The sequence below is a fragment of the Serratia sp. X3 genome, assembly GCF_014982455.1.
GTDB classification, from domain to species: Bacteria; Pseudomonadota; Gammaproteobacteria; order Enterobacterales; family Enterobacteriaceae; genus Serratia; species Serratia ureilytica.
The window spans coordinates 1-12,507 of the sequence record NZ_JADCNB010000011.1 but is presented as its reverse complement, the minus strand read 5'-3'; the positions used below and the strand labels follow the sequence as shown (position 1 = coordinate 12,507).

General features: G+C 61.4%; 9 protein-coding genes, 1 tRNA gene and 2 rRNA genes. 5 read left to right on the top strand and 7 right to left on the bottom strand.

The features are described from left to right. Positions 1–74: 74 nt before the first annotated feature. The 5 genes from iclR to IMX17_RS23770 all read left to right on the top strand — a co-directional run bounded on the left by iclR (position 75) and on the right by IMX17_RS23770 (position 5,639). Entirely contained in the window at positions 75–905 is an 831-nt protein-coding gene (iclR, locus tag IMX17_RS23790) for a glyoxylate bypass operon transcriptional repressor IclR (protein ID WP_004936648.1), read from the top strand. A 252-nt stretch (positions 906–1,157) separates the two neighbouring features. Continuing rightward, the gene (gene gntK / locus IMX17_RS23785) at positions 1,158–1,697 is read left to right on the top strand and encodes a gluconokinase (RefSeq protein WP_004936645.1); all 540 of its coding nucleotides are present in this window, start codon (positions 1,158–1,160) and stop codon (positions 1,695–1,697) included. After that, entirely contained in the window at positions 1,694–3,031 is a 1,338-nt protein-coding gene (gene gntU, locus IMX17_RS23780; protein ID WP_046897204.1) for a gluconate transporter, read from the top strand. The genes gntK and gntU overlap by 4 nt, the downstream gene beginning before the upstream one ends. Positions 3,032–3,128: 97 nt before the next feature. Then, positions 3,129–4,943, top strand: a complete 1,815-nt coding sequence (gene edd, locus IMX17_RS23775; protein WP_046897172.1) for a phosphogluconate dehydratase — start codon at positions 3,129–3,131, stop codon at positions 4,941–4,943. Positions 4,944–4,997: 54 nt separating this feature from the next. Next, positions 4,998–5,639 carry a bifunctional 4-hydroxy-2-oxoglutarate aldolase/2-dehydro-3-deoxy-phosphogluconate aldolase gene (locus tag IMX17_RS23770; protein ID WP_025304481.1) on the top strand — a complete coding sequence of 214 codons (642 nt, stop codon included), beginning with the start codon at positions 4,998–5,000 and terminating at the stop codon, positions 5,637–5,639. A gap of 1 nt (position 5,640) precedes the next feature. On the opposite strand, the gene aceK is transcribed toward IMX17_RS23770, so the two are convergent. From aceK to rrf (IMX17_RS23735), 7 genes are all read right to left on the bottom strand, one after another. Next, a complete protein-coding gene (gene aceK, locus IMX17_RS23765) occupies positions 5,641–7,395 on the bottom strand; it encodes a bifunctional isocitrate dehydrogenase kinase/phosphatase (RefSeq protein WP_046897171.1) in 1,755 nt (584 codons plus the stop codon). Between the two features lie 69 nt (positions 7,396–7,464). Continuing rightward, positions 7,465–8,772 (bottom strand): isocitrate lyase, encoded by a 1,308-nt coding sequence (aceA, locus tag IMX17_RS23760; RefSeq protein ID WP_033639246.1) that lies wholly within the window; start codon positions 8,770–8,772, stop codon positions 7,465–7,467. 41 nt (positions 8,773–8,813) lie between these two features. Beyond that, positions 8,814–10,412 carry a malate synthase A gene (aceB, locus tag IMX17_RS23755; protein WP_182265771.1) on the bottom strand — a complete coding sequence of 533 codons (1,599 nt, stop codon included), beginning with the start codon at positions 10,410–10,412 and terminating at the stop codon, positions 8,814–8,816. A 374-nt stretch (positions 10,413–10,786) separates the two neighbouring features. Further along, complete coding sequence (gene metA, locus IMX17_RS23750; protein WP_046897169.1) at positions 10,787–11,716, bottom strand: homoserine O-succinyltransferase; 930 nt, start codon at positions 11,714–11,716, stop codon at positions 10,787–10,789. A 381-nt stretch (positions 11,717–12,097) separates the two neighbouring features. After that, positions 12,098–12,213, bottom strand: a 5S ribosomal RNA gene (gene rrf / locus IMX17_RS23745). Between the two features lie 45 nt (positions 12,214–12,258). Next, positions 12,259–12,334, bottom strand: a tRNA-Thr gene (locus IMX17_RS23740). Positions 12,335–12,348: 14 nt separating this feature from the next. Beyond that, positions 12,349–12,464, bottom strand: a 5S ribosomal RNA gene (gene rrf / locus IMX17_RS23735). Between the last annotated feature and the right edge of the window lie 43 nt (positions 12,465–12,507).

The following is a 12,507-nucleotide window of genomic DNA, read 5'->3' as shown; positions in this document are numbered from 1 at the left end:
AGCTGACGGCGGCTTGCAATTCATCGACAAAAAACGAAAATGAATTCCATCATACGGAAAAAGGAATCTCACCCATGGCCACCCCTGCTCCCGCCAAGCGCGGCAAGAAGCCCCGCGCAGCAGCCCCCGCCGCCAGTGCGGCGACCGGTCAGGTACAATCGTTGACCCGTGGCCTGAAACTGTTGGAATACATTTCGGAAGCCCAGGGCAACGTGGCGCTGACCGATCTGGCCCAGCAGGCCGGCCTGCCGAACTCCACCACTCACCGCCTGCTCACCACCATGCAGCAGCAGGGATTCGTGCGCCAGGTCGGCGATCTCGGCCTGTGGACCATCGGCTCGCACGCCTTTGTGGTCGGCAGCAGCTTCCTGCAAAGCCGCAATCTGCTGGCGATGGTGCATCCGACGCTGCGCCGCCTGATGGAAGAGTCGGGTGAAACGGTCAACCTGGCGGTGCTGGATACCAGCGAGTACCAGGCAATCATCATCGATCAGGTGCAGTGTACGGCGCTGATGCGCATGTCGGCGCCGATCGGCGGCAAACTGCCGATGCACGCCTCCGGCGCCGGCAAAGCGTTCCTCGCCACCCTGCCGGACGATCAGGTGACCAAACTGCTGCACAAGAAAGGCATGCACACCTACACGCCGCATACCCTGACGCCGCACAACCTGAAAGAGGGGCTGGCGCAGATCCGCAAACAGGGCTTCTCCTTTGACGACGAAGAGCACGCGCTCGGCCTGCGCTGCGTGGCGGCCTGCATCTTCGACGAGCACCGCGAAGCCTTCGCCGCCATTTCCATCTCCGGCCCGGTGTCGCGCATCACCGACGATCGCGTGATCGAGCTGGGTGCGCTGGTGATCCACGCGGCGAAAGAGATCAGCCTGGCCTACGGCGGCGTGCGCTAATCCCGCTCATCCGAGGGGCGCCCCAGTGCGCCCCTGCTCCCCTGCCATGCTCTGTTGTCAGCATGTAACAGGCTGTCGGCATCCTGTTTAGCGCACAGGAAAAAAGCTTGAAGCCGATCACAGTTAACGATCCTCACGGCGAAAGCCCATTGCAACCGCTCAAACTTCCTTCGACAATGTTACCGATAACATGTTACCGGTAACAATCAAACTGAACGAAGGTAACGTCACCCGGTGTTTTGGAGCCAAGCCATGACCAACAATCAAAATCGCATTTACGTCGTTATGGGCGTTTCCGGCAGCGGCAAGTCCGCCGTCGCCGCCGCCGCGGCCCGCCAACTCTCCGCCGGCTTCCTCGACGGCGACTTCCTGCACCCACGCAGCAACATCCTGAAGATGGCCGCCGGCGAGGCGTTGAACGACGACGATCGCGCGCCGTGGCTGGCCGCGCTCAACGACGCCGCCTTCGCCATGCAACGCACCAACAACGTGTCGATCATCGTCTGCTCGGCGTTGAAAAAGCAGTATCGCGACCGCCTGCGCGCCGGCAACGGCAACCTGTCATTCATCTATCTGCACGGCGAGTTCCCGGTGATCGAATCCCGCCTGGCGGCGCGCAACGGGCACTTCTTCAAGCCGCAGATGCTGGTCACCCAGTTCGCCGCGCTGGAGCAACCGGGCGCCGACGAGAACGACGTGATGGCGATCGACATCAATCAGCCGCTGGACGCGGTGATCGCCGATACCGTGCGCCATATCCAGAGCTTCCTGCCGCAGGACGTGTGCGCGTGAGTACCGTAACGCTGGTCGGTACCGCAGTCGGCTCGGTTTTACTGCTGTTATTCCTGGTGATGAAGGCGCGCATGCACGCCTTCGTCGCGCTGATGCTGGTGTCCATCGCCGCCGGCATTTTCTCCGGCATGCCGCTGGAACACATCGCCGACACCATGCAAAAAGGCATGGGCGACACGCTGGGCTTCCTGGCGATCGTGGTGGCGCTCGGGGCGATGTTCGGCAAGATCCTGCATGAGGTCGGCGCGCTCGACCAAATTGCGGCGCAATTGCTGAAACGATTCGGACAAAGCAAGGCGCACTACGCGCTCGGCATCGCCGGGCTGATCTGCGCGCTGCCGCTGTTCTTCGACGTGGCGGTGGTGCTGCTGATCGGCATCGTGTTCGCCGTGGCGCGCCGCACCGACGGCAATATCGTCAAGCTGGCCATCCCGCTGTTCGCCGGCGTGGCCGCCGCCGCTTCCTTCCTGCTGCCGGGGCCGGTGCCGATGCTGCTGGCGTCGCAGATGAAGGCCGATTTCGGCTGGATGATCGCCATCGGCCTGGTGGCGGCGGTGATCGGCATGCTGATCGCCGGCCCGCTGTACGGCAGCTTTATCAGCCGTTTCGTCAACTGGCCGATGCCACCGGAAGAGAATGAGCCGACGCTGACCAAGGGCAATCTGCCGTCGTTCGGCTTCAGCCTGGCGCTGGTGCTATGCCCGCTGGTGCTGGTCGGCATGAAAACCATCGGCGCGCGGCTGGTCACCCCCGGCTCGCAACTGCAGCAGTGGCTGGAGTTTATCGGCCACCCGTTCACCGCCATCCTGCTGGCCTGCCTGATCGTGATTTACGGTCTGGCGAAGCCGCGCGGCATGAGCAACGAACAGACGCTGGCCATCTGCTCCGCTGCGGTGCAGCCGGCCGGGATCATCCTGCTGATGACCGGCGCCGGCGGGGTGTTCAAGCAGATCCTGGTGGATTCCGGCGTGGGGCCGGCGCTGGGTGACGCCATGATCGGCGCCGGCCTGCCGATCGCCGTGGCCGCCTTCGCGCTGTCCGCCATGGTGCGGGTGATTCAGGGCTCGGCCACCGTCGCCTGCCTGACCACCGTCGGTCTGGTGCTGCCGGTCACCAGTCAGCTCGGGCTCAGCGGCGGGCAACTGGCCGCGCTGGCCATCTGCATCGCCGGCGGCTCCATCGTGCTGAGCCACGTCAACGACGCCGGCTTCTGGCTGTTCGGCAAATTCACCGGCGCCAACGAACTGCAAACGCTGAAAACCTGGACGGTGATGGAAACCATCCTGGGCAGCGTCGGCGGCGTCATCGGCATGATTGCATTCACGATGTTTTAAATCCACATCGCCCCCGGCCTTGCACACCAGGGCTGCAAATCACCCCCGGGGGCACCGCCACAGGCGGCGACTATAACAACAGCAATGTGAGGAAGGCATGATTAATCCAACCTTGTCCCGTGTCACACAGCGCATCATCGACCGTTCCCAGGCCAGCCGCGCCGCCTATCTGGCGCGTATCGAGGCGGCCCGCTCCCAAACCGTCCACCGCGCGCAGCTCGCCTGCGGCAACCTGGCCCACGGCTTCGCCGCCTGTCAGCCCGATGACAAGGCGTCGCTGAAAAACATGGTGCGCAGCGATATCGCCATCATCACCGCTTACAACGACATGCTGTCGGCCCACCAGCCCTACGAACACTACCCAGAGCGGCTGAAGCAGGCGCTGAAGGCGGTCGGCGCCGTGGGCCAGGTGGCCGGCGGCGTGCCGGCGATGTGCGACGGCGTGACGCAAGGGCAGGACGGCATGGAACTGTCGCTGATGAGCCGCGACGTGATCGCCATGTCGGCCGCCGTCGGCCTGTCGCACAATATGTTCGACGGCGCGCTGTTCCTCGGCATCTGCGACAAGATCGTGCCGGGGCTGGTGATGGCTGCCCTCTCCTTCGGCCACCTGCCCGCGCTGTTCGTGCCGGCCGGCCCGATGAGCAGCGGCCTGCCGAACAAGGAAAAAGTGCGCGTGCGCCAGCTGTACGCCGAGGGCAAGGCCGACCGTTTGGCGCTGCTGGAGGCCGAGGCGGCCTCTTATCACGGCATCGGTACCTGCACCTTCTACGGCACCGCCAACACCAACCAGATGGTGATGGAAGTGATGGGTCTGCATCTGCCGGGAGCCTCCTTCGTCCATCCGGACACGCCGCTGCGCGACGCGCTGAACGACGCCGCCGCGCGCCAGGTGACCCGACTGACCGATACCGCCGGCAACTACCTGCCGATCGGCCGCCTGGTGGACGAGAAAGTGGTGGTGAACGGCATCGTCTCGCTGCTGGCCACCGGCGGCTCCACCAACCTGACCATGCATCTGGTGGCGATGGCGCGGGCGGCGGGCATCATCATCACCTGGGACGATTTCTCGGAGCTGTCGGAGGCGGTGCCGCTGCTGTGCCGCATCTACCCGAACGGCCCGGCCGACATCAACCAATTCCAGGCCGCCGGCGGCGTGCCGCTGGTGGTGCGCGAGCTGCTGCAACACGGCCTGCTGCACGAAGACGTGCATACCGTGGCCGGTTTCGGCCTGCGCCGCTACACCCAGGAACCGTGGCTGGATAACGGCCAACTGGTGTGGCGCGAAGGCGTGGCCGGCTCGCTCGACGCCAGCGTGATCGCCAGCGTGGCCCAGCCGTTCGAACATCACGGCGGCACCAAAGTGATGGCCGGCAATCTGGGCCGCGCGGTGATGAAAACCTCGGCGGTGCCCGCCGATAACCAGATCATCGAAGCGCCGGCGGTGGTGTTCGACAGCCAGCACGACATCGTGCCGGCGTTCGAAGCCGGCAAGCTGGATCGCGATTGCGTGGTGGTGGTGCGCTTCCAGGGGCCGCAGGCCAACGGCATGCCGGAGCTGCACAAGCTGATGCCGCCGCTGGGCGTGCTGATGGATCGCGGCTTCAAAGTGGCGCTGGTGACCGACGGCCGCCTGTCCGGCGCCTCCGGCAAGGTGCCTTCCGCCATTCACGTCACCCCGGAAGCCTATACCGGCGGCCTGCTGGCGAAAGTGCGCGACGGCGATCCGATCCGCGTCAACGGCCGTAGCGGCGAGCTGCAGGTGCTGGTCGACGCCGACGAGTTGGCGCGGCGCACGCCTTACCAACCCGATCTGAGCGCGGAACACATCGGCTGCGGCCGCGAGCTGTTCGGCGCGCTGCGCAGCCAGCTGTCAGGCGCCGAGCAGGGCGCCTGCTGCATCAAATTTTAATCGATAGCCTGGCCGCATCGCCGCCTGGCGGCGGCCACAGAGGAGAACGTCAGCATGAACAAGTGGACAACAAGCGCCGAGCAGATCCTGACGGCGGGGCCGGTGGTGCCGGTCATCGTGATCAACAAGCTGGAACATGCGGTGCCGTTGGCGAAAGCGCTGGTCGCCGGCGGCGTGCGGGTGCTGGAGGTGACGCTGCGCACCGCCTGCGCCATGGACGCCATTCGCGCCATCGCCCAAGAAGTGCCGGAAGCGATCATCGGCGCCGGTACGGTGATCAATCCGCAGCAGCTGCGGGAAGTGACCGAAGCCGGTGCGCAGTTCGCCATCAGCCCAGGCCTGACCGACGAGCTGCTCAAAGCCGCCACCGCCGGTTCCATTCCCTTGATCCCGGGCATCAGCACCGTTTCCGAACTGATGCAGGGCATGGATTACGGCCTACGCGAGTTTAAATTCTTCCCGGCGGAAGCCAACGGCGGCGTAAAAGCGCTGCAGGCGATCGGCGGCCCGTTCCCGCAGGTGCGTTTCTGCCCGACCGGCGGCATCTCGCCGGACAATTACCGCAGCTATCTGGCGCTGAAAAGCGTGCTGTGCATTGGCGGCTCCTGGCTGGTGCCGGCGGACGCGCTCGAAAGCGGCGACTACGCGCGCATTACCGAACTGGCGCGCGCCGCCGTGGCGGGCGCCCAGGCCTGATTTACATCGCAGCGGTGGCGGCCGGCAGCGCCGCCCCGCTGCGCTGGCTGAACCGCTGCTTCTTGCGATAAGCGAACACGTCTTCCACATGCCCCTCGCGGATGCGCTGCTGCAACCCGCGCCAATACTCCGCGGTAAACAGATCGCTGTGCAACTCTTCAAACACCTGCCGAATGCGCCGATCGCCGCACAGGAAGTGGCGGAACTCTTCCGGGAACACATCGTTGGGCGCGATGCTGTACCACGGCTCGCTGGCCAGCTCGTCCTCCGGATAACGCGGCGGCGGGATATCGCGGAAGTTGACCTCGGTCATGTAGCAAATCTCGTCGTAGTCGTAGAACACCACACGCCCGTGGCGCGTCACGCCGAAGTTCTTGAACAGCATGTCGCCGGGGAAAATATTGGCGGCGGCCAACTGCTTGATCGCGTTGCCGTACTCTTCAATCGCATCGCGCATCTGCTGGTCGTTGGCCTGCTCCAGATACAGGTTCAGCGGCGTCATGCGCCGTTCCATATACAAATGTTTGATCACGATGCGATCGCCGAGATCTTCCAGCTTGCCCGGCACTTCGCGCCGCAGCTCTTCCAGCAGTTCCGGGCTGAGGCGCGCCTTGTCGACGACGAAATTTTCGTACTCCTGGGTATCCGCCATGCGCCCGACGCGATCGTGCTCTTTCACCAGCTGATAGCAAGCCATCACCTGCGCCTGCGTCACCTCTTTCTGCGGGGCGAATTCGTCTTTGATCACTTTAAACACCCGATCGAAGGACGGCAGGGTGAACACCAGCATCACCATGCCCTTCACCCCCGGCGCGATGATGAACTGCTCCTGCGACTGCGCCATAAAGGTCAGGTATTCGCGATAGCATTCGGTTTTACCGTGTTTTTGGCAGCCGATCGCCATGTACAGCTCGGCGGTGGTCTTGCCCGGCAGGATCTCGCGCAGCCACTCCACCATCGCCGCCGGCAGCGGCGCGTAGACCATAAAATAAGAGCGGGCGAAACCGAAGACGATGCTGGCCTCGGCCTTGCCGGTCAGGCAGGCGTCGATAAACAGCGCGCCCGATTCGCTGTGGTGGATCGGCAACAGGAACGGGTAAACGCCGTCGGCCAGGCGCAACTTGCCGACCAGCCAGGCGGCCTTGTTGCGATAGAACAGCTCGTTGGCGATCTGGAAGGTCGCCTCCGTCAGTTGCTGTGGGCTAAAGGCGCGTTGCAGCGCCTGAGTGATGTAGCGAATGTCGCGTGTCAGATCCTCCCACGGCAACCGCAGCGGCAGATCGCTCAATACGCTGCGCAGCATCGCCGGCAGATCGCCATGGGGAGTGAAATCGCGCGCCAGCGGACGCGGAATGTCGCGAAAGCGCCGCTCCGGCTGCGAACTGAAGACGAACAGCTTGTCCGGCGTCAAATCGCGATGCTTGAACAGCCGGCAGTAGACCGAGTTGAAGAAGCTTTCGGCGATCTCGAAACGCGGGTAGTCCGGCAGCAGATCGATATAGACCGCTTTGACCCGGCTGGGGAAGTCGGCGTCGAAGTATTTCTGCCCGGTGATGCATTTAAGCTGCTCCACCACCAGGCCGACGTGATGGTCGTACAGATGGATGCGCTTTTTCATCGCCTGCTGCACCGCCGGCCAATCCGCCTGCTCAAAGCGCTGCTGCGCGCCGGCGGTCACTTCCAGAAAGCGGCCGTACTGCGCATCGAAGCCCTGCAGGATCGTCTGTGCGATCAACAACTCCAGTTTTGCCGCCATCCTTACCCCCGCCAGAAAAAGAAGCCTGCGCATGCAGGCTCCGGGTGAAACGTCTTCAAGCTTGCCGCATCAGAACTGCTGTTCTTCCGTCGAACCGGTCAGCGCGGTCACCGAAGAGGCGCCGCCCTGAATGATGGTGGTGACCTTGTCGAAGTAGCCGGTGCCCACCTCTTGCTGGTGCGACGCGAAGGTGTAACCGCGCTCCACCGCGGCGAACTCCGCCTGCTGCACCTTCTCGACGTAGTGTTTCATCCCTTCGCCCTGCGCATAGGCGTGCGCCAGGTCGAACATGTTGAACCACATGCTGTGGATGCCCGCCAGCGTGATGAACTGATACTTGTAGCCCATGTCCGACAGCGCCTGCTGGAAGCGGGCGATGGTCTGGTCGTCGAGGTTCTTCTTCCAGTTGAACGACGGCGAGCAGTTGTAGGCCAGCAGCTTGCCAGGGTATTTGGCGTGGATGGCGTCGGCGAAGCGCTGGGCGGCATCCAGATCCGGCGTTGAGGTTTCGCACCACACCATATCGGCGTAAGGGGCATAAGCCAGACCGCGGCTGATCGCCTGCTCGACGCCGGCATGGGTACGGAAGAAGCCTTCCGCCGTACGCTCGCCGGTGACGAAGGCGCTGTCATACGGATCGCAGTCAGAGGTCAGCAGGTCGGCCGCATCGGCGTCGGTACGGGCGATCACCAACGTCGGCACGCCGAGCACGTCGGCCGCCAGGCGCGCGGCGACCAGTTTCTGGATCGCTTCTTGCGTCGGCACCAGCACTTTGCCGCCCATATGGCCGCATTTCTTCACCGCCGCTAGCTGATCTTCGAAGTGCACCCCGGCGGCCCCGGCGGTAATCATCGCTTTCATCAGCTCAAAGGCGTTCAATACGCCGCCGAAGCCGGCTTCCGCATCGGCGACGATCGGCAGGAAATAATCGGTGTACCCTTTGCTGCCCGGCTCAATCTGGTTCGCCCATTGGATCTGATCGGCGCGGCGGAAGGTGTTGTTGATGCGCTCGACCACCTTCGGCACCGAGTCCACCGGATACAGCGATTGGTCAGGGTACATGGCCGCCGCGCTGTTGGCGTCGGCCGCCACCTGCCAGCCGGACAGGTAGATGGCCTCGACGCCGGCTTTGGCCTGCTGCAGCGCCTGGCCGCCGGTCAGCGCGCCCAGGCAGTTCACGTAGCCTTTGCGCGCCTTGCCGTTCAGCAACGCCCACAGTTTGGCGGCGCCGTTTTGCGCCAGGGTGCATTCCGGGTTGACCGAACCGCGCAGGTTGATCACGTCTTCAGCGCTGTAAGGGCGAGTGATGCCTTCCCAACGGGCCGATTTCCATTCCTGTTCCAGCTGCTGGATCTGTTGAGAGCGAGAGGTAGACATAATTTTTATCCTTTCAGTCATGTAGGGTTGATTGGGAAAGTTCAGGCCAGCAGCTCATAGCCGGGCAACGTCAGGAAATCGATTAATTCATCTTGCGTGGTGATGCGCTCCATCAGGCGCGCCGCCTCTTCGAACCGGCCGGCGTTAAAGCGCGCTTCCCCTACTTCTTCACGCACCACCAACATCTCTTCTTGCAGCATCTGGCGGAACAGCGCCTTGGTGACCGGGCGCCCGTCGTTCAGGCTCTTCTCGTGGTGGATCCACTGCCAGATAGAGGTACGGGAGATCTCCGCCGTCGCCGCATCTTCCATCAAACCGTAAATCGGCACGCAGCCGTTGCCGGAGATCCAGGCTTCGATGTACTGCACCGCCACGCGGATATTGGCGCGCATCCCCGCTTCGGTGCGTTCGCCGTCGCACGGTTCCAGCAGTTGCGCGGCGCTGATCGGCGCATCCTGCTCACGCAGCACGTCCAGCTGGTTTTGTCGATCGCCCAATGCGTTGCCGAACACCTCCATCACCGTGTCCGCCAAGCCCGGGTGCGCCACCCAGGTGCCGTCGTGGCCATTGTTGGCTTCCAGCTCTTTGTCCGCCCGCACCTTGTTCAGCACCCAGGCGTTTTTTTCGGCGTCTTTGCTCGGGATAAACGCCGCCATGCCGCCCATGGCGAACGCGCCGCGCTTATGACAGGTTTTGATCAACAGGCGCGAATAGGCGCTGAGGAAAGGTTTTTCCATGGTCACCGACTGACGGTCCGGCAGCACGCGATCGCCGTGGTTCTTCAGCGTTTTGATGTAGCTGAAGATGTAATCCCAGCGGCCGCAGTTCAGGCCGACGATGTGATCGCGCAGGTGATACAGGATCTCGTCCATCTGGAACACCGCCGGCAGAGTTTCGATCAGCACGGTCGCCTTGATGGTGCCGCGCGGCAGATCGAAACGATCCTCGGTAAAGCTGAAGACATCGCTCCACCAGGCCGCTTCCTCCCAGGACTGGGTTTTCGGCAGATAGAAATACGGGCCGCTGCCCTTGGCCAACAGCTGGCGATAGTTGTGGTAGAAGTACAGCGCGAAATCGAACAGGCCGCCGGGAATGGCCTCATCACGCCACAGCACGTGCTTCTCCGGCAGATGCAGACCGCGTACGCGAGCGATCAATACCGCCGGGTTCGGTTTCAGCTGGTAGATTTTGCCGGCTTCATTGGTGTAGGAGATGGTGCCGTTAACCGCATCATGCAGGTTGATTTGGCCGTCGATGACTTTGTCCCAGCTTGGCGCCAGCGAATCTTCGAAGTCGGCCATAAACACTTTTACGTTGGCGTTCAGCGCATTGATCACCATCTTGCGCTCGACCGGCCCGGTGATCTCGACCCTGCGGTCACGCAGGTCTTGCGGAATGCCGCGGATCTGCCAACTGCCTTCACGAATGGAAGCAGTTTCCGAAATAAATCCCGGCAGTTCACCGCGATCGATATTTTGTTGCCAGCGGACACGCGCCGCCAGCAGCTCGTTGCGCCGCGGCGTGAATTTAGCCACCAGGTCCGCCAGGAATTCAACCGCTTCATCCGTTAACACCTGGCGCTCCGCTGCGGCGAAACCCTGCGTAAACCTTAACTCCGTGCCTGCTATCTGTTGCGTCATGACCTTGCTCCTTCCCATCGTTGCGCCCGAGCGACCGGCGCATTTTCATCAGAAATCACTGTGGATCAGGGCGGATGAAACGATCCTAAACTGGTCAGATCTCATCCCGATAGCGTTAAGAATACCCAACAAAAAATAAAAATCAAAAACCATTTCCATTTTATTATTAAATATTTTATTAACACTTCATTATCAATTGGTTAGGGAAAATAACACGGTCAACAGGTAAGGAAATCGGTTCCAATAGAATTGCAAAGACGAGCTAACACCTTGTTAGGTAATGATTTTTTTGGAGAATTGACGGGTAAAAAGAGGATCGTGCAGAGGATGAGCAGTGCGGCGGCCTCGATTCAGCCGCCGGCAGGCAGAAAAGATCAGTCGAGAGTCGGATTCATATGGCGCAGATCGTAAGGCGTGATCTGGTAGACGTAATAGTTGAGCCAATTGGAAAACAGCAGGTGGCCATGGCTGCGCCAGGTGGCTTTCGGTGTCAGTGCGGGGTTGTCATCGGGGAAGTAGTTGATCGGTACGGCAGGATCGAGGCCAGCTTCGTTGTCGCGACAATACTCTCCCGCCAGCGTCATTGTATCGTATTCCGGATGGCCGGTGACGAACGCCAGGCGCTTATCCCTGCTGGCGAACAGGTAGGCGCCGGCCTGCTCGGATTCGGCCAGGATGTCCAGGTCGGTATATTGGCGAATCACCTCGGTCGGGAAATCGGCATAGCGTGAATGCGGCGCCAGGAAGCTTTCGTCGAAGCCGCGCGTCAGCAACGCATGCTGCTGCAGCGTTTGGTGCGGATAAACGCCGGAGAGCTTCACTTCGCGCGTCATCTTGGGAATGCCGTACAGAATATTCAACGCCGCCTGTACCGCCCAGCACACGAACAGCGTGGAGGTAACGTGATGCTTGGCCCAGTCGATCACCCGTTCGATCTGCGGCCAGTAGGCAACATCGCAGAAATCGACCAGCCCCAGCGGCGCGCCGGTGACGATCAGGCCATCGAAGTTCTCGTTCTGGATATCCTCGAAGTCGCAGTAGAAGTTGTTCAGATGCTCGGCCGGCGTGTTCTTCGATTCGCGGCTGTCGATACGCAGCAGCTGGATATCAATCTGCAGCGGCGAGTTGGAAAGCAGGCGCAGAAACTGGTTTTCCGTTTCGATCTTCTTTGGCATCAGATTAAGGATCAGCACTTTCAGCGGCCTGATTTCCTGTGTTTTTGCCCGTGAGGATGTCATCACAAAGACATTCTCACCGCGCAAGAAATTGACCGCAGGTAACTCATCAGGAACACGAATCGGCATTGCTTAACCCTCACACATCCATTTATACGTTTAGACTTCTAGATGCCCGAAGATAGCGTTTTTTTCCGTCGATGTCGAGCGTTCAGCGGAAAGGTGAAAATGTTTCATTGCGCGAGCTGCGTCAGGATCTTGGCAGGGAGGATGAGAGGTACTGAAAGCAAAAAGGCCATCCTTTCGGATGGCCTCGTGGCTTATTTGATGCTTGGCAGTGTCCTACAGTATTCGTCTCATCCTGAGACTCTCCCCTGCGGGGCCGCCGCAAGCGGCGTTAAGGCCCGTTCCCGACGGGCCTTTCGCATGCCCATGCTCGAGCAGAACACCAAATAACAGACAAAACAAAAAGCCCCATGCTTTCGCATGAGGCTTGTTGTTTTATTTGATGCTTGGCAGTGTCCTACTCTCGCATGGGGAGACCCCACACTACCATCGGCGCTACGGCGTTTCACTTCTGAGTTCGGCATGGGGTCAGGTGGGACCACCGCGCTATTGCCGCCAAGCAAATTCTTTTTTCTGCCGAACTTCTAAACCCACTTTAAATAAAGTGGTGCTGATACCCAGAGTCGAACTGGGGACCTCACCCTTACCAAGGGTGCGCTCTACCAACTGAGCCATATCAGCACGCTTAATTTGATGCCTGGCAGTGTCCTACTCTCGCATGGGGAGGCCCCACACTACCATCGGCGCTACGGCGTTTCACTTCTGAGTTCGGCATGGGGTCAGGTGGGACCACCGCGCTATTGCCGCCAGGCAAATTCTGTTTCATTCCAACCGCTTCACTTCCATGAAGCCAT